This window comes from Acidobacteriota bacterium (assembly GCA_022562055.1).
Lineage (GTDB): Bacteria > Actinomycetota > Acidimicrobiia > Spongiisociales > UBA5794 > BMS3BBIN02.
This window is the reverse complement of sequence record JADFQA010000008.1, coordinates 1-17,006: the sequence shown is the minus strand read 5'-3', so window position 1 is coordinate 17,006 and position 17,006 is coordinate 1. Positions and strand designations below refer to the sequence as shown.

Here is a 17,006-nt window from a genome sequence, read left to right as displayed (position 1 = left end):
CTCCCACCGAAGGGCGGGGGCCGTAGTCTAGCGTTCTCGACGCATGCGCTGCTTAACGCTCTCAACACGAGTCGCAAGGCGCGAATCGAGCTGCCTAAATCGTTTTGTAAAGCGCTCTGCTAGGAATCCGCCGCTCGCGACCATGACGAGAAATCCGAGCAATCCGACCGCTGTGCTTTGCGAAAAGCCGATCACCATTACACCAAGTCCGAGAATTAACCCGACGGCGGCGACCCGTACCTGCCAGGGTCGCTCAGGGCGCGGTGTACTGGTGGCTACTGCGTGGGCAAGTTCTGGGTCCTGTTCGTAGAACTGGCGCTCGATCTCGGCGAGAACTTCTCTCTCATGATCGTTCAGCGGCATAATCGGGTACTCCGGTTACCGGCGGCGACTACACCATAACTATACAACACCGCAGCCACAACCTCCGGGGCGGATGACTAGCTGTGCGGATTTTCGCGGCGGCGCTCGTCAAGGTTCGCGACGCCCGCTTGCAGAATGCTCGCTGGGAGAATGCTGTCATCCCCAAAGCGCTCTCGCACCGCCTCAGCGGCATCGTCAGCAGCCTGTACGATCGGCGTATCAAGGGTCAGTTGCTCTGCCTTGTCTGCATCGTCGACGTTGGACACACCAATGCCGAGCAAACGGATTGGTTGGTTTCCGATATCGAGCTTGTCAAGCAGCGCTTTGCCGTGCTCCCACAACTCGTGTGTGCGTCGCACTGCGTTGGGTGGCGTTATCGAGCGAGACACCGTTTCAAAAGAAGCGTATCGAACCTTAATTTCGATCGTGCGGCCACGGATGCCAGCTCGTCGAAGTCTTGCGGCAAGCCGGTCTGACAGACGCAGAAGCTCGCGCTCGAGATTTGGCGCCCCGACAACGTCCTCATGGAATGTACTTTCGACGCTCACGGACTTCGCGCCCGGCCCACGCTGAATGGAGCGACCATCGATTCCGTTGGCAAGCTGCCACAGATGAGTACCGTGGGCCGGCCCGAGTCTTGCGGTGAGGATGTCACGGTCCATTGACGCAATGTCTGCAACGGTGGTTGCTCCAAGCGCTTCGAGTGCAGCGAATGTCGCCTGGCCGACACCCCAAAGTTTTCGTAGGGGGAGCGGGTGCAGGTAGGCGAGTTCCTCCCCCGCCCGGACGATGTAGATACCGTCCGGTTTGGCATCCTCAGACGCAAGTTTCGAGATGAACTTTCGTGCCGCCAGACCGACAGATGCAGGGATACCAACCTCCGACCGGATCTCTGCCCTCATCTCCTGCGCCACAGACATAGGACTAGTGAAATGCCGACGTAGTCCGGAGATGTCAACAAACGCCTCGTCGATTGATACCCTCTCCATTGTGGGAGAGAAACTCTCCACTATCTCGAACACGCGGCTCGACACCTCTCCGTAACGTGACAACGATGGTGTCACGAACGTCGCGTGTGGCATCCTTCGCCGGGCCTCGACGATCGGCATCGCTGACCTCACTCCGTTGACACGCGCCTCGTAGCTTGCGGTCGCAACGACGCCACGGTTGCCAAGTCCCCCAACAATGACCGCTTTACCGACCAGCGAGGGGTCGTGGAGCCGCTCAACCTCCACAAAGAAGGCGTCCATGTCGACATGGAGAAAGTGCTCAGCGAATGGATCCACACGGCCAGACTACCGACGCAGGGCGACAAGAACGGTACGATGCACCCGATGCGCATACACCTAGTCCGCCATGGGCATGTCTACAACCCCCGCGACATGGTGTACGCCGCGTTACCCGGGTTCCACCTGTCACCGGACGGTCAACGCCAAGCCGATGCGGTGGCTGAAAAGTTGCGCGCCAGACCAATCGTGCGCATCGTGAGCTCTCCACTCGATAGGGCAATCGAGACGGCAGCGCCTCTCGCCGAACGGTTCGGCCTACCGATCACGGTCGACCCTGACCTCACAGAGTGGCGGATGCTGGACCGTTGGGCCGGCCACACGTGGGAAGCTCTACAAACCACGTTCCCAGGAGAAGTCGATGCCTACCTCTTCGATCCGGCCAATCTCGACTTCACCGACGAGTCTCTTAGTGACCTCGCTGAACGCTGCGCATTCGCAGTTCTGCGCCACGCAACGGCGGGTGGCGACACGGTGTTTGTGTCTCACCAAGACCCGGTGGAAGCCTTGACCCGCAGACTCACATCAGCAACGCTGGACAACTTTCACACCAACAAACCGGGCCATGGCGAGGTGCGATCGCTAGTTTCCAACTCCACGGGCTGGACCGCCGAGACGGAACCGCGATGACGTGAAGGAAATCTTTCCCGATACTCATATTGGCTTCACTAACCGGCAACGTCGGTAGCCGCGCACTACAATGCACGCGCACCCTTCGGAGGCCAAGGAGCAGGGTTACCGTGCAAACGCGTTTCAACTTGATCAGTTCATTGATCGTGGTTTCGTTGCTCGCGGTTGCATGCACCAGCGGCCCTTCGGAGGCTGTCCTCGAAAGACGTCGTGCCCCGTCAACGACAACAACGACCGAAGCACCACCCGACGGTGTCGTTGTCATAGAAATCGAGGACGGACGCCTCAGCCCTTCTATTCTCAAGATAGACCCGGAGGAGTTCTGGATCGTACAAATCGTTCACAAAGACCCCGAAGACAGGATCTACACGATCGTGTTCCGACGCGGCGAGTTCGAAGACTCCGAACCGCTGTCTACCGGAGACATCTACGAAATGGACATCAGCGTGAGGGAACCGGGTCTGATCCGCTTCCGTGCGGTCCTCGAAGGGTCATTCTCGAGCGGGTTGCCCGGAACAATCAACACCCGCGGCAACTGACACCCACGCTCTGGGTGTGTGAAGAGTTCCGACTTCGCACGTTTTCGACGATACTGGCCCGATGATCGCCCCCCTTTCCATCGTGGCGTTGCTCGCACTTGCGAACCTCTCGTGGTCGATACAAATGCTCACTGACTCAGCGCCGTGGTCCGGTGCCGCACCTGGCCTCTTCGTTGCCGGCACCTCGCTGGTCGTCGTTGTGGCGATCGCCGGTCTGCTACTCGCACGAGCCCAGTGGGCAGTTCACCTCACCATCGCGCTCGGCGCGACATATGCGGTGTCGTACGTCGTCTTCGGTACCTCGGCGCCGTTCGCAGTTGTCGCGTTGCTGCTTTCCGGGCTTGCAATTGTCGGTAGTTACGGACCGTGGCTGCGCTCCTGGATGCGCAAAAGACCGTCGCTGCTCGGACCGGGACCCATCCCCACCACAATGATGCTGACAGCCCTGGCCGCTCCCATGGTGACCGGCCTGTTGCACCCCACCGATCTTGCGTGGGTACACGTTGTACTCCCAGCCGTGAGTCTCGCCGGGTTGTGGGCTTACGCACAGGCTCATCTCTGGGGCCTCTGGGTGTTGCGTATTGGCATCCCCCTCGCCGCCTCGATCTCACTCTTGCGGTCACCAGGTATTATTGCTAGCACCACCGTGGTTTACGCAGCATTTGTGAGCGGTATCGCGTGGCGCAAGGAGCCCCTTTTCATGGTCCGGCCCGTTCTTGGTCCGCCATCAAGACGGCGCCGAGACACGACGAACGTCACATCTAAGGAGATCACCCCGTGACATTTTCAGACATCGCGATCGCCGTGGCGGCGCTTCTGGCAATGGCAGGCATTGGCGGTGTGTTTGGTGGGTCCGTCGTCGCATGGATCGTGGGAGCAGCCCTTTTCGGCGGCATGGGCGTAGTCATGATTCAGACGAAGATGCGCGCTACTGTTGCGGTTCCTGTTCTCGTTGCCGGGTTTGTCGGCGCTGTCGTTGGCTCAACGGTGGTCGGACTCATGTGCCGACCCGGCACCTGCGTCGCTGTTGCCAACACGGCCGCAGTGTTCACCGGCATAGGCGGCATCGTTGGTGTCGGCCTCGTCGTCGCCCTCACCGTCCGTTCGTTCGACGAGTACAAGGAAGCTATCGCTGCGGGCCGCCAGCAACCGCAACCCGGTTGCGAAACCGACGAACTCTCATAGCGGGCGCAGCCTTACCCCCGACCGCTTTCTATCAGGCACTAGATGCGCCTATCAGGCACTAAATGCGCCGAGCGTAAGGGCGACGTTGTGGCCGCCGAAACCGAACGAGTTTGACATTGCGTACTTCACCGCCATCTGACGAGCCTCGTTTGGTACGTAGTCAAGGTCGCATTCTGGATCAGCGGTTTGGTAGTTGATCGTTGGTGGCACGGCGCTGTCGCGCATTGCCAGCAAGCAGACAACCGCCTCGACTGCACCCGCTCCGCCCAAGAGGTGACCCGTCATCGACTTCGTGGACGAGATTGCCACGGTTCTCGCAGCATCTCCGAAGGCGTTCTTGATTGCAATGGTCTCCGTTGCATCGTTCGCCGACGTCGACGTCCCGTGAGCGTTGATGTAGTCGATGTCGCTCGGATCGAGTTGTGCATCCTCAAGCGAGGCGAGCATGGCGCGGCGTGCCCCATCGCCGCCAGGGCGGGGCAGGGTGATGTGGTAGGCGTCGGCGGACATGCCGTATCCCAGAATCTCGCCGTAAATATGCGCACCGCGCGCCTGCGCACGCTCGAGCGACTCAAGCACAAGAGCTGCGGATCCTTCGCCCATCACAAACCCATCACGGTCTGCATCGAACGGTCGCGAGGCGCCTTCAGGATCGTCATTGCGAGTAGACATCGCACGCGACGCACAGAACCCCGCAACAGCAAATTCGCACACCGCCGCCTCGGTGCCCCCGGCAACCATGAGGTCGGCAGCGCCCCGCCGAATGATTTCGGTAGCGTCACCGATCGCATTTGCCGACGCGGCACAGGCGGTGACAGTCGTCGAATTTGGTCCGTAGAGGTGATAGGCAATCGAGACGACCCCGCCGGGCATGTTCGAAATGACCTTGGTGATTGCCAGCGGCGACACACGACGCGGCCCTCGGGCGCGCATCACGTCTATTTCGTCTTGCATCGTTGACACGCCCCCAATCCCGGATCCGACGACCACCCCTGCACGCAACGCGTCTGGATCATCTTCGGCGAATTCGATGCCCGCGTCAGCTAGCGCTTCCCCCGCAGCGATCTGAAAGAATTGGCTTGAGCGATCAAGACGTCGGGATTCGCGACGGGGCATGTAGTCATCCGGATCAAATCCACTGACCTCCCCGGCAATTTGTGACGCCATTTCCGACGGATCGAAAAGAGTGATTCGCCCAATGCCCGACACGCCTCCGAGTGCGTTCGACCAGAACTCATCGATCGTCTTTCCGAGGGGATTTATCGTCCCGAGACCGGTTACGACTACACGTCGTCGTCCAGACATAATTCGTGTCAGCCGTTCAATTTCTTTTCGACGATGTCGGCAGCGTCACCAACAGTCATAAGGGCTTGTGCCTCGTCGTCGGGGATCTTGACATCAAAGTTATCTTCAAGCGCCATCAGCAGTTCAACAACACCCAGCGAGTCGACTTCAAGATCTTCTTCAAACTTTGCATCCATCACAACGGCGTCGCGGTCGATGCCGAGTTCGTCAACAAGAATGTCCGCGAGCTTTGCCTCGATTTCTGATCGATCCATGGTTATAGGTCTCCTAGTTCCTAGAGCGCCATACCGCCGTCGACGACGAGGGTATGGCCGGTGATATACCCGGCATCGTCGGAGACAAGATAGCCCACCGCCGATGCCACTTCTTCTGGCCGTCCCAGACGGCCGACACTGATCTGTTTTGCGGTGCTCTTGAGAGCATCGTCGCCGAGGTCTGCGGTCATATCGGTCGCGATGAAACCTGGGGCGACGACGTTGACCGTGATCCCGCGAGAGCCGACTTCCTTTGCCAGTGATTGGCTAACACCCATAAGCCCAGCCTTCGCCGCCGAGTAGTTTGCTTGGCCGGCATTGCCGTGCACGCCCGACACCGAACCAATCGAAACGATCCTCCCCCACCTCGCGCGGATCATCGCGCGGAGCACGGCCTTTGAACACAGAAAGACTGATCGTAGGTTCGTCTCGATGACGTCATCGAAGTCATCGACGGACATCCGAAGCATGAGACCGTCTCGCGTGATGCCGGCGTTGTTGATGAGAACGTTGATCGGCCCAAGCTGGTCAGCTACCGCCGCCATCATGGTGTCGACCTGATCAACGTTCCCGACGTCTGCTTGCATAGCGATTGCGTGACCGCCGGTGGATTCGATCTCGCCGACAACGGCGTCTGCGGCGTCGGCACTGTGTGCATAGTTCACGCATACGGCATGACCGGAAGACGCGAGATGCAGCGCAATCGCGCGCCCAATGCCGCGCGAGGCCCCGGTTACCAGCGCCACTCGGTCGCTCATCCTTGGTGAGCCTGGAGCAGTTCGAGTCCAGTCATCGTCGGAGGCTCAACGTCAGCCTCATACGTCCCCTTCGGTTCGGTCAGTCCACCCCACTCAAGTGCAACGGCGCCCCAACTAACGCCTGCACCGAACGCGACAAACACGACCTTGTCGCCGGTCTTGATCCGGCCAGAGTCCACAGCGTCGGCGATGGCGATCGGTACGGTCGCGGCGCTGGTGTTTCCGTAGTCCATGATGTTGACGAAGGCCTTGTCGGGATCGATCTTGAGACGCCGCGCAACGGCATCGATGATTCGGATGTTCGCCTGGTGAGGCACTATGAGCGCGACGTCGTCTAGCTCCCATCCAGCTTTGGCGACGACGGCCTCAACAGACTCGGCCATCTTCTTGATAGCACCTCGGTAGATCTCAGGCCCATCCATCGTCACAGCAACAATGCCATCTTCACGCGGGTTCTCCTGCGATCCCGATCCAGGGATCGTGAGCGCCTCGGTCAGCGTTCCGTCGTTGCCGAGCACGATGGCCTCCACCCCGCCAACATCCTCGGTCGCCTGAACGATGACTGCGCCGGCGCCGTCTCCAAACAGGACCGCCGTCGATCGGTCTTTCAGACTGATGTAGGTGGACAGCTTCTCAGCACCGATGACGAGTGCAGTTTTCGTGTGGCCAGACTCGATCATGCCGGTGACCATCGAAAGGCCGTATACAAACCCTGTGCAGGCCGCGTTCAGATCAAACGCACCAGCATTGACGGCGCCGATACTCTTCTGAACGTACGCGGCGGTGGAGGGCATCAACCGGTCGGGAGAACAGGTGCAGAGGACGATAAGGTCGATGTCTTGAGGATCGACTCCGCTCGACGCAAGGGCGGAGCGGGCGGCGTGGACAGACATCTCGGATGTGTCGATGTGCGACATGCGGCGTTCTCTGATCCCGCTCCGGGATTGAATCCATTCGTCGCTGGTGTCAATGACAGTTGCGAGGTCGTCATTTGTGAGAACGGCTGGTGGCAGATAGCTGCCCCAGCCGGTTATGGTCGCTTTCACGCGGACCCTCCGGTTTTCGGGCTGTAGGTTCATTGTACGGCGAGTTTCTCGACAACGTCGTCGATGTCGGCACGCGAGGAAACCGACAAGACCACCGCGTCCTTGACTGTACGTTTCGCCATGGTCGCGGTCACATTACCGGGCCCGATGTGGACAAACGTCGTGATTCCGATACCGGCCATCGCGACGAGGCTGTCGGCGAATCGCACTTGGCTCACCAACTGGAGGGCCAGGTTCGCGGCGATGTCGATGACCGGTTCGGCGGTGACGTTGGCATATACAGGAAACGCCGGTTCGCCGAACCGTATTTCCTCAAGTGCACCGCTGAGAGCTTCTGCGGCGGCGGCCATGTATGGCGAGTGGAATGCACCAGCAACCTTCAACGGGATCACACGACGAACACCGTGGTCGCGACCGTTCGCAACGGCCCAGATTATGTCCTCCGCCCCGCCGGCAACGACGATTTGCCCCGGTGCGTTGATGTTTGCGACCCACAGATGCCCGCCTTCGCGGCGTCGAAGCTCCGTAAAGGCCTCAGCGGTTTCGACATCGGCTCCAAGCAGCGCGGCCATTGCAGAGTCGGCGGCTTCGGCGCATACCTGCATTGCTCGACCCCGGGCCGCAACAAGACCCAGCCCAGCCTGGAAATCGAGGGCGCCCGCCGCCGCGAGGGCCGTGTACTCGCCAAGAGAGTGGCCTGCGGCAGCGCTCGGCGCAGCGCTCACGGCCTCGGAGAACTCGCTCCACAACGCGTACGCAACCCCGTAAAGAGCGGGCTGCGCCTTGTCGGTTTGAGTGAGATCATCTTCGGGCCCCTCGGCGACAAGGCGTTCGAGCGACCAACCGAGCGTCGCTTCCGCGGCTCCGCCGAGAAGGTCGGGACGTTGCGCAAACACGTCAGCGCCCATGCCAACACTCTGGCTGCCCTGCCCTGGAAATAGCACTGCGTAGCTCATATCTGGATACGACTCCGATTGTCGACCGGGCGTTACGGTCGTGTTCTCACATCGGCTAAGAGCCGATCGAGGACGGCGAACGTACGCTGCACATCGGACGAAGAAACATCTCGGTGGGTGCAGAACCGGAGCATTGTGGGAGACATGAAACCGACGAGAATGCCGGCATCCGCGAGCGCTGTCTGGATCGTCGGGAGGTCGACCGGACATCCGTCCGCGTGGAGTAGCACCATGTTTGTTTGCGGATTCGCGTCGACGCTCAGCGGGAATCGGTCGGCAAGACCACCCGCGAGCGCAACCGCAAGTGCGTGATCGTCGGCGAGCCGGTCGATATCACTGAGGGCTACGTCGACTGCAGCCGCGATCACTCCCACCTGCCGCATCGCCCCGCCAAAACGTTGGCGTACCAGACGTGCGGCGTCGATAAAGTCCCGCGGGCCGCAAATCGCTGAACCGATCGGCGCACCAAGACCTTTGGAAAAACATACTTGCACCGAGTCCACAGCCGCGGTCCACTGATGCAGGCCCACCCTCGATGCGACCACAGCATTCCAGATCCGAGCTCCATCGAGATGGACCCGCAACCCGAGCGCGTGCGCTGCTTGGGAGCCCGCCACTAACACATCAAGCGGGACGATCGTCCCGCCCGAATAGTTGTGCGTGTTTTCCCACGAAAGCAACGATATAGCGGGGAGGTGGTATCCAGACTCCAAGTGCAGTTGGTTGATTGCGTCGACCGACATTTCGCCATCCGTACCCGCAATCGTGCGAAAAGCTACACCCGAATTGGCCGACGCGGCGCCGTTTTCGTAGTTACGAACGTGGGCGGTCTCGGAGCAGATCACCTCATCGCCCGGAGAGGTATGGAGGTTGATAGCGATCTGATTGCCCATGGTCCCCGATGTGACGTACAGCGCCGCTTCAACGCCGAGCAGTTCGGCGACGCGTTCCTCAAGAGCGTTTACGGTCGGATCCTCTGCGTACACATCGTCACCGACATCGGCGGACGCCATCGCGGCTCGCATCGTTTCAGTTGGTCGGGTGACCGTGTCGCTGCGAAAGTCGGCCGTTCCATTGCTAAACGCCATCTCGGCCTCCTACTCCTGCGGCCTCGAACACACGGCGGATCCCCCGCACCGCCTGCTGGATACGATGAGCGTTTTCGACCAGAGCGAAACGCACGAAACCCTCACCGCCCACGCCGAAACCGATACCCGGCGACACGGCAACCTTTGCTTCGCGCAGCAACTTAATGGCGAACTCCATCGAGCCGGCAGCGGCAAACCTTTCAGGGATCTTTGCCCAAACAAACATTGTCGCCTGGGGTTTCTTGATGTCCCATCCGAATCTGTTGAGGCCGTCGATAAGAATGTTCATCCGCTTGTCGTAGATTCCGTTGACGTGTGCAACGTACTCGTCGCCCTCATTGAGCGCAATGATCGAAGCTATCTGGATCGGTTGGAACGTGCCGTAGTCGAGATAGGACTTCAGCTTCGCCAACGCAGCAACCATCTCGTGGTTGCCGGCTACGAATCCAACCCGCCACCCCGCCATCGAGTGCCCCTTTGTGAGCGTATACAGCTCGACGCCGACGTCCTTGGCGCCTGGAACCTCAAGCAGACTCGGAGGTGTGTAGCCGTCAAAGGCAATGTCGGCATACGCAAAGTCGTGGACCAACATCACATTGTTGTCCTTGGCGAAGACCACCAACCGCTCAAAGAACGCGAGATCGACGGTGGTGGTTGTCGGATTGTGCGGAAACGAGATCACGATCACACGAGGGCGGGGCCAAGTGTCTGCGAACGCCCGTTGTACACCAGCGAGGAAGTCACCGCCTTGCGATATTGGGACCCGACGTACTTCGGCGCCGGCCAACGCCGGAGCGTACATGTGGATCGGATACGACGGCTCGGGGACGAGCGCTATGTCACCAGGCTGGACCAGCGCCCACATCAGGTGTGACAAGCCCTCCTTAGCGCCGATGGTCGTGATCACCTCGGTTTCAGGGTCAAGATCTACACCGAACCTGCGAGCGTACCGGTCAGCTAAGGCCTTGCGGAGGTTGGGAATTCCCCGGCTTGCACTGTAACGATGGTTTTTCTCGTTTCGAGCAGCTTCAACGAGCTTCTCGACCACCGGGACAGATGACGGAATGTCAGGATTGCCAAACGCAAGGTCCACCACATCCTCCCCCGCCCGGCGTGCCTGTGCCTTGAGCTGGTTCACCTGCGCAAATACGTACGGCGGAAGGTCGTTTATCCGGCGGAATTCCATAGTCAGCAAGTTAGCCGCGAGGCAGGGGGACCGAATCAGCACTCAAGCCGATCAGGCGTTGCACTGAACCTGGGACAAGTTCGGCCATCCACTGGAGGAATCCTGTCACCAACTCGAGAGCGTCTTCTTCACCGTCCCAGAGCTCGTCGATGACCGCGGGGGAAGTCGCTGCCATGAGCTGATGGACGCCGAGGAACAAAACAAGCAGGTCGTCGAGCTGTCCGAGGACTGGAATGAAATCGGGGATAAGATCGATCGGGGCAAAGAAATATCCGATGGACGCCGCGGCCAGAAACTTTGCCCGTAGCGGGACTCTTGAGTCGCGCATGCAGCGTCCGATCAGCTTGACGAGGTTTGGCGCTACCCGCAAGGCCTCGCCGGCTACTTCTCTTGCGGACCGCCTCGGGACGACAGGCTCCGAAACCCCGTCAGCGTTGTGAACCAAACTCATATCGACTCAATCCCATCCTTCGCCGCGGCCGCAGCCATGAGTCCGGCTCCGATCGCCCCGGCCTCTTGGCCGAGACCTGCGACCAGAATAGGCGGGAGCATGCGGTGTGCAGCACCGTGGAGCCTGTCGGCCGCCACCCGGCGAGCGGGGCCGAGTATCGACTCCCCGATCGAGCCAAGGCCGCCACCGACGACGATGATTTGCGGATCGAATATCGCGATGAGGTTGCACAAGCCGAGCCCGAATCCCAAACCGACTTGGGTTACCAAACCCCTGGCGACCTCATCGCCGGCATCAGCCGCTTGCACCACAGCTTCACCGGTAATCTCGCTGCCCGACAGCAGATGAGCAAGCGAGCCTGCAGGATTCGCTTCTACAAATGTCTTGGCGATGAACACCAGCGCCGGACCCGACGCCACGGTCTCCCAGCAGCCCCGTTTACCGCAGGCGCACTGACGCCCGTCCGGTTCGTACAGCATGTGTCCCCACTCCCCCGCAAACGAATCGCCGCGATAGACCTTGCCGTCGATAACGATCGCCCCACCGATCCCTGTCCCCAGGGTGACGAGCAGCATGTTTGCATATCCTCTCCCGTTGCCGACCTTGAGCTCGCCGTACGCCGCGGTGTTTGCATCTGAGTCCACCACGGCAGGCAGGCCAAGTATCTCTTCGATCTGATCGCGCAACGGAAGCCGTGTGCCGGCAACGTGGGGTCCCCACGCAAAAACCCCTTGAGGGAACAGGACCAGTCCGGCGATGCCAATACCGACCGAGTCTGCGCCACCAAACTTGGAGACGACGTCGCTAACCGTCTGGGCGAGCGCGTCTGAATCGGAAGGTGTTGCAAGCGTCAGCTTCTCGACGACCTTAGAGCCATCGAGTAAAACACCTAGAAGTTTGGTGCCACCGATGTCGATTCCTACAGAAACCATTCGAGCCTCGTTTCGGTCGACTGGGTCATAGCGACTCGGCGCGCCGCTTCAACCCACGAAGCGCGCTCGACACGATCTGCTTTTCGGCTTGACGGCGTAAGAATCCGGGAACGACGAACGCAGGATCTACGCGCAGTGCGTAGAGAACTTCGGTCGATCCTCCTTCGATCTCCGTGAACTCGTAACTTCCTTCCAGGAGCCGGATGTCCGCGCCAGGCTCTGCATGCCAGGTGAACTTTGTGTCTGACTCGTACTTGTAGACGAGCACGTACGAAATCTCCTTGATCATCGCTTCAGCAACAAACTCGACTCGATACCCGAACCCGTTTTCAAGTTCTTCGAGAATGTCCACCGATTTCACGCCAGATACCCAGTCCGGGTACGAGGCATAGTCGATTGCGACTTCGAACACTTTCTTGGGAGGCGCCGACACTTCAATGCTCTGAACAGTTCCCTCAACAGCCATCAGAAGCTACCTCCACGTCACGTTTCATGTTGGGTATCGTAGCCTGCGGTCACGGCTGCACGGTTCGTCCAACTAATTCGATCAAGCGCCAGGATGTACTCCAGCGTATCGACGTGTCCGTACACTTTCTCGAACTTGCGCATCCCACTTTCATGTTCCTCGGCGCTGATCAGCTGCAGGGTGGAAACGTACCCCGCAGCCACCGACACACGAAACCTTGCAGGAGTTGTCGTTATCTTTTCGTCCTCTTGAGTCACCGTGACCGAATGCCCGAGGTTGTCCCAGAGTTCGTAGATTTTGAGGTGGCGGTCCTCCTTCCCGAGTCGGCCGGGTGGCAGACTCGGGTTGTCCGCTAAAACAACAAGGAGGACCGCGGATGACAGATAAGCAGATAGATAGGCACAACGCCGATGCCACACCAGCCATCTCACACTTGCAGAAGTCGTACTACGTACTTCGGAATACATTCTGAGGCTTCTCCCACTCGCCTCCGAACTCTTCGCCACACCCCGCTTAAATCCGAAGAGCTGCATCCTCTCCCCTGGCGGAGCCGGGGGAGATGGGCCGAGGTACGAGGCTCAGAGGGGGCTTCGGTTCCACACCATCGACTTCGTTGGCGATGTGTAGTCTCTCGATGTGAGGAACCGGATCTATCTGTCACCACCCTCGGTACTCGGGGGGGAGGAGTCGTCGATCATCGCGGCGCTGCGAAGCAATTGGATTGCTCCTGTCGGCCCCGAGGTTGACGCTTTCGAGGACGACCTCGCAACCCAGACGGGTGTCGGCCATGCGCTTGCTACGTCGTCGGGAACAGCCGCAATCCACCTTGCTCTCACTGCCCTCGGCGTGTCGACCGGAGACGTGGTCGTTGCTCCGTCTTTCACGTTCGTCGGGTCGGTGAACCCCGTTGCGTATGTTGGAGGCGAAACCTGGTTCGCCGACTCCGAAGTCGGATCATGGAATCTCGATCCTGACAGGCTTCATGAGGCATTGGCGGTCGCCCGTAAGGAGGGTCGCCGCGTTGGAGCAGTGATCGCAGTTGATCTCCTCGGGCAGTGCGCCGACTACGCACGCATCGAAGAGGTCTGTGCCGACTTCGGTGTGCTGGTGATCGAGGATGCCGCCGAAGCGCTCGGAGCCACCTATGCCGGTCGACCGGCAGGGTCCTTTGGCCGGGCCGGCATCTTGTCGTTCAACGGAAACAAGATCATCACGACCTCAGGTGGCGGTGCGCTCGTGTCAGACGACGCAGACCTCGTCGAGAGATGTCGGCACCTCGCGACCCAGGCACGAGAGCCCGTGACCCACTACGAACATCGCGAGGTCGGATACAACTACCGGATGTCGAACATTCTGGCGGCACTCGGGAGAGCCCAATTGGCGACCCTGGGCGAACGCGTCGAGGCGCGTCGGAGGCTGTTCGACACCTACGTGGAACGGCTCGGTGATCTCGATGGCCTCGATTTCATGCCGGAGGCGAGCTACGGGGAATCGAGCAGGTGGTTGACCACGCTGACGGTCGATCCGGATCGCTTCGGAGCAACGAACCTCGACATCATCGAAGCTCTCGAAGCAGACAACATCGAGGCGCGCCCCGTGTGGAAGCCGATGCATCTTCAGCCGCTGTTTGCCGGTGCACGCATGTTCGGAGGTGCGGTGTCTGAGCAACTGTTCGCCACCGGGCTGTGCCTACCGAGCGGCACACTCATGACCGAGCCAGACATCGACCGCGTGGTCGGGATCGTGCGACGGGTCCACCCGGGCTGATGATTACCATTGACTCGACAGCATAAACCCACCCGTGGTCGATTGCTGCGGCAAGAATCTAGCGGCCGCGAACTTGCTCGCCCTTCTTGAACCGTTCTGTAATTTCTTCAGGGCGAACCCGTTCTTCGGGATCGGGGCGTTTGGGTTTCGGGCGACAGGACGGTTGTAGCTTCGTCGGTGAAACATGCCTAATGCTCACCTGCCCATCACTGTAGGAGTTGGCACATGGTAGAAACTCGGATACTGCGCAGAAACTCACGGATGGCAACATCGTATTTGATCAGAGAGCGCGCCTAGTCCTGTCTCTTGAATAGGAAATCCCTCTGAACTGAATGCTGCAGCAACCGGCGAACATCCGCAGAATTGAGTAACTCGTGACTGTCGATCATCTCGACGTCAGGGAAAGGGCCACTGTGCTTAAGCCCGAGATCAAACACGTCGTAACCATGAGTGCATATGCGATCAATCAGCTCCCCTGCGGTCTTGGCTCCGAGCCACTTGGGCGTCACCTCTAGCTGGATCCATTGAGCCACACGCCGGTCGAGTCCGTTCTGGAATCCGTTGACCACCGCTGGTTCGTGACCTTCCACGTCGATCTTGAGAAATATGATCTCTCTCAAGGGTGCAGTCAATTCATCGAGCGTCTGGACGGGGATGCCATCGACGAATCGCACCTTGTCTTCGGTCTCTTCAGCGTGCCAAGCTGCGATCGGCTTCCCGCGTTCGGACGTGGATAAATAGCTCAAGCCTGTCTTGCGAAACATGTACATACCTGCAACACCTCTGCTGGCGCCCACCGCAACCCTATGCAGGTGCACGAGATCGTCGAAGCCGTTTCGATGCGCTGCAGCCAAAATGTCATCGCCGAACAGTGGCTCAACCGCGTGCGTTTCATACCCCAGGGATGCCGCCAGCAACGAGTAGTAGCCAACGTGCGCTCCAACGTCTACAACGACGCCATCGCCGGGCGTCGCCGCGCGAAGGATATCAACGAGACAGCGGGATACGACTGGCTCCCATCCTCCCCACCGTCGAATCGTCCGACAAACCAATTCGTCCTTGTGTCCGACAAGGTCGTAGAGGATGTCCCCGAGGTACACGGTCAACCACTCCCGCTCGATCATCGTGTCAGTCGAAGGTGATAGCGGCTGATCGATCGAAGAAGCGTCGTCCGACCGGCTCGTTGACATCGGATCTCTGCGTAAGACGAACGGGTTACTGAGGCGTTCGGGGTTCTCGGGGCCAATCAGCGTGTCTCTTGATCCCGTCTGTGGTTGATCCGCTGCGAGTCCTCGAATATTCTCGGCAAGTTCGTCGACGTCCGCAATGAGCTGTTCCACAACCGCTCGGGACACGAAGCGTTGAGATTCCTCTCGGCGGAGGTATCGCCCATCCAGGACATCCTTTATCCGAGTACGAAACGGTCGCGTCATCTTGGCAACATACTTGCGCAGTGTATTCCTCACGCCCCGGGCCTCCTCACGCGGCACGGCCGCATCATACAACGCTAGATCACGTGACACGTGGTGGTTTGAACAGCATGAAATCACATCCGTGAACGCTCCCGGGCTGGCGATCGTCCGCGAGGTGAGTGCACGCACCCATCTGGAGTCGATTGTCACAGACACCTCGGCAGCCGAGACAGCCGATCAGTCCAGCTGAAGTTTGAAGAACCCGCCAGCCCTTGCCAGCAGCAACGATCCGGCCGCCACGGCAGTACTCATGTCGCACCCCGTCGAAGACAGCGTGTAGGCGTCGTTCCGCTGGCGCATGGGTCGGCGGCTGCTACTTCGGTTTGTTCCGACACGCAACTTCATCGCTGTCGACCTACGTAGGAGCTAGTGAGGCCGTGGCGCGATCGCGGGCCATACGTCTGTCGCTCAGCGGTTCAGTGGAACGGCCTACAGAAGCGACCAACCAGCCCCACGTATTTCCCTCTGACTGCGAATACATGGAAGTGAAGAGATTCCGCTTCCACCATGACTCTGAAGTGATCGTTGTCGCCGATGTCGTCAAACATGATCACGCTGTCATCGGTGAGAGAGCTGGACAGGGTATCGAGAGCGAACTTCCTTCCGCGATAGGTCTTGTCTGAGTCGTAGTGGAATAGCTCCACGTTGTCGACCATCTCGGCGAATCGCGGCAACGACTTTCGATCTCCTCGTATGTCCAACGTCCAGCGCTCCCGCAGATCATCGTCGACCAGTATCCCGACGTATGCCTCAGGATTCTTCAGCCTGAAGTAGGGGAAGTCGCTCGAGTACAGGTGCCCGTGACCATTCGCTCGTAGCGCCGAGACTCCAAGACAATCCGGGCGCAGTGTGGGATGACCTTCATGCATTCCTGGGTATCGATCTCGGAGACCACCCCGAGATGAACCCAGTGAATCCAAACAAGTTCAACAAGTCCAGGGCGATAGCCACCTCCACTGCTTTCACAAAACGCGTACTCGTTCCACGTTTGAGATTCGGATTGCGCCGATTACCTCAGCCTGCCAAGAACACGATCAACGCTGCGTTTCGCTCGATCAAGGACTGGAATCGCTACTACGCGCCACGTGGCGAGATGGACCGGAACCTTCGCCGACAGTTGATAGAAGAGTTCAGTCAAGAAATCAGCAAGCTGGACGGAATCCTAGACCGTGACCTGAGCCATTGGCGCCAGTGACGATGCCAAGAATTGACGTGAATCGACCCGGTTCAGCGGAGGCTATGGCGTAGCCCCAGTTCTTCGGGGTCGGAACATCTTGGTGTCGTGCGGCAGGACGGTTACAGCTTCATCGGTCAAACACGCC

General features: G+C 59.5%; 21 protein-coding genes. 6 read left to right on the top strand and 15 right to left on the bottom strand.

The annotated features are described in order from the left end of the window. Positions 1-27: 27 nt before the first annotated feature. Positions 28-363, bottom strand: coding sequence for a DUF3040 domain-containing protein (locus IIC71_03915; GenBank protein MCH7668338.1), 336 nt, complete (start codon positions 361-363; stop codon positions 28-30). Positions 364-440: 77 nt separating this feature from the next. Continuing rightward, on the bottom strand, positions 441-1,649 hold the full coding sequence (gene dinB / locus IIC71_03910; GenBank protein ID MCH7668337.1) for a DNA polymerase IV: 1,209 nt from the start codon (positions 1,647-1,649) through the stop codon (positions 441-443). Between the two features lie 48 nt (positions 1,650-1,697). Between dinB and IIC71_03905 the strand changes: the two genes are divergently transcribed. From IIC71_03905 to IIC71_03890, 4 genes are all read left to right on the top strand, one after another. Continuing rightward, positions 1,698-2,279: a histidine phosphatase family protein gene (locus IIC71_03905; GenBank protein MCH7668336.1), complete on the top strand. Its 582-nt coding sequence runs from the start codon at positions 1,698-1,700 to the stop codon at positions 2,277-2,279. Between the two features lie 110 nt (positions 2,280-2,389). Further along, entirely contained in the window at positions 2,390-2,818 is a 429-nt protein-coding gene (locus IIC71_03900) for a hypothetical protein (GenBank protein MCH7668335.1), read from the top strand. A gap of 61 nt (positions 2,819-2,879) precedes the next feature. Continuing rightward, the gene (locus IIC71_03895; protein ID MCH7668334.1) at positions 2,880-3,599 is read left to right on the top strand and encodes a hypothetical protein; all 720 of its coding nucleotides are present in this window, start codon (positions 2,880-2,882) and stop codon (positions 3,597-3,599) included. Continuing rightward, positions 3,596-4,003: a hypothetical protein gene (locus tag IIC71_03890; protein MCH7668333.1), complete on the top strand. Its 408-nt coding sequence runs from the start codon at positions 3,596-3,598 to the stop codon at positions 4,001-4,003. The genes IIC71_03895 and IIC71_03890 overlap by 4 nt, the downstream gene beginning before the upstream one ends. Before the next feature lie 51 nt (positions 4,004-4,054). Here IIC71_03890 and fabF read toward each other — a convergent pair whose 3' ends face one another. The 11 genes from fabF to IIC71_03835 are packed head-to-tail and all read right to left on the bottom strand — an operon-like array spanning position 4,055 to position 12,912. Further along, positions 4,055-5,308 carry a beta-ketoacyl-ACP synthase II gene (gene fabF, locus IIC71_03885; GenBank protein ID MCH7668332.1) on the bottom strand — a complete coding sequence of 418 codons (1,254 nt, stop codon included), beginning with the start codon at positions 5,306-5,308 and terminating at the stop codon, positions 4,055-4,057. A gap of 8 nt (positions 5,309-5,316) precedes the next feature. Continuing rightward, a complete protein-coding gene (acpP, locus tag IIC71_03880; protein MCH7668331.1) occupies positions 5,317-5,562 on the bottom strand; it encodes an acyl carrier protein in 246 nt (81 codons plus the stop codon). Between the two features lie 20 nt (positions 5,563-5,582). Then, positions 5,583-6,320 carry a 3-oxoacyl-[acyl-carrier-protein] reductase gene (gene fabG / locus IIC71_03875; GenBank protein MCH7668330.1) on the bottom strand — a complete coding sequence of 246 codons (738 nt, stop codon included), beginning with the start codon at positions 6,318-6,320 and terminating at the stop codon, positions 5,583-5,585. Beyond that, positions 6,317-7,366 (bottom strand): ketoacyl-ACP synthase III, encoded by a 1,050-nt coding sequence (locus IIC71_03870; protein ID MCH7668329.1) that lies wholly within the window; start codon positions 7,364-7,366, stop codon positions 6,317-6,319. Before IIC71_03870 ends, fabG begins: the two co-directional genes overlap by 4 nt. 29 nt (positions 7,367-7,395) lie before the next feature. Then, the gene (fabD, locus tag IIC71_03865) at positions 7,396-8,322 is read right to left on the bottom strand and encodes an ACP S-malonyltransferase (protein MCH7668328.1); all 927 of its coding nucleotides are present in this window, start codon (positions 8,320-8,322) and stop codon (positions 7,396-7,398) included. A 32-nt stretch (positions 8,323-8,354) separates the two neighbouring features. Then, on the bottom strand, positions 8,355-9,410 hold the full coding sequence (locus IIC71_03860; protein ID MCH7668327.1) for a DegT/DnrJ/EryC1/StrS family aminotransferase: 1,056 nt from the start codon (positions 9,408-9,410) through the stop codon (positions 8,355-8,357). Beyond that, positions 9,400-10,596, bottom strand: a complete 1,197-nt coding sequence (locus IIC71_03855) for an aminotransferase class I/II-fold pyridoxal phosphate-dependent enzyme (protein MCH7668326.1) — start codon at positions 10,594-10,596, stop codon at positions 9,400-9,402. The genes IIC71_03860 and IIC71_03855 overlap by 11 nt, the downstream gene beginning before the upstream one ends. 10 nt (positions 10,597-10,606) lie before the next feature. Continuing rightward, on the bottom strand, positions 10,607-11,047 hold the full coding sequence (locus IIC71_03850) for a DUF1232 domain-containing protein (protein ID MCH7668325.1): 441 nt from the start codon (positions 11,045-11,047) through the stop codon (positions 10,607-10,609). Beyond that, positions 11,044-11,979 (bottom strand): ROK family protein, encoded by a 936-nt coding sequence (locus tag IIC71_03845; GenBank protein ID MCH7668324.1) that lies wholly within the window; start codon positions 11,977-11,979, stop codon positions 11,044-11,046. The genes IIC71_03850 and IIC71_03845 overlap by 4 nt, the downstream gene beginning before the upstream one ends. A gap of 25 nt (positions 11,980-12,004) precedes the next feature. Continuing rightward, positions 12,005-12,445 carry an SRPBCC family protein gene (locus tag IIC71_03840; protein ID MCH7668323.1) on the bottom strand — a complete coding sequence of 147 codons (441 nt, stop codon included), beginning with the start codon at positions 12,443-12,445 and terminating at the stop codon, positions 12,005-12,007. 17 nt (positions 12,446-12,462) lie between these two features. Then, complete coding sequence (locus IIC71_03835; protein MCH7668322.1) at positions 12,463-12,912, bottom strand: hypothetical protein; 450 nt, start codon at positions 12,910-12,912, stop codon at positions 12,463-12,465. A 169-nt stretch (positions 12,913-13,081) separates the two neighbouring features. Between IIC71_03835 and IIC71_03830 the strand changes: the two genes are divergently transcribed. After that, positions 13,082-14,212, top strand: a complete 1,131-nt coding sequence (locus IIC71_03830) for a DegT/DnrJ/EryC1/StrS family aminotransferase (protein MCH7668321.1) — start codon at positions 13,082-13,084, stop codon at positions 14,210-14,212. Between the two features lie 293 nt (positions 14,213-14,505). Here the strand turns inward: IIC71_03830 and IIC71_03825 are convergent, their stop codons facing one another. Together IIC71_03825 and IIC71_03820 are read right to left on the bottom strand one after the other, a co-directional pair. After that, positions 14,506-15,678: an FkbM family methyltransferase gene (locus IIC71_03825; GenBank protein MCH7668320.1), complete on the bottom strand. Its 1,173-nt coding sequence runs from the start codon at positions 15,676-15,678 to the stop codon at positions 14,506-14,508. 422 nt (positions 15,679-16,100) lie between these two features. Next, on the bottom strand, positions 16,101-16,553 hold the full coding sequence (locus tag IIC71_03820; protein ID MCH7668319.1) for a class I SAM-dependent methyltransferase: 453 nt from the start codon (positions 16,551-16,553) through the stop codon (positions 16,101-16,103). A 32-nt stretch (positions 16,554-16,585) separates the two neighbouring features. Here IIC71_03820 and IIC71_03815 point away from each other — a divergent pair, with 32 nt between their 5' ends. Further along, positions 16,586-16,879 carry a hypothetical protein gene (locus IIC71_03815; GenBank protein ID MCH7668318.1) on the top strand — a complete coding sequence of 98 codons (294 nt, stop codon included), beginning with the start codon at positions 16,586-16,588 and terminating at the stop codon, positions 16,877-16,879. Positions 16,880-17,006: the final 127 nt, after the last annotated feature.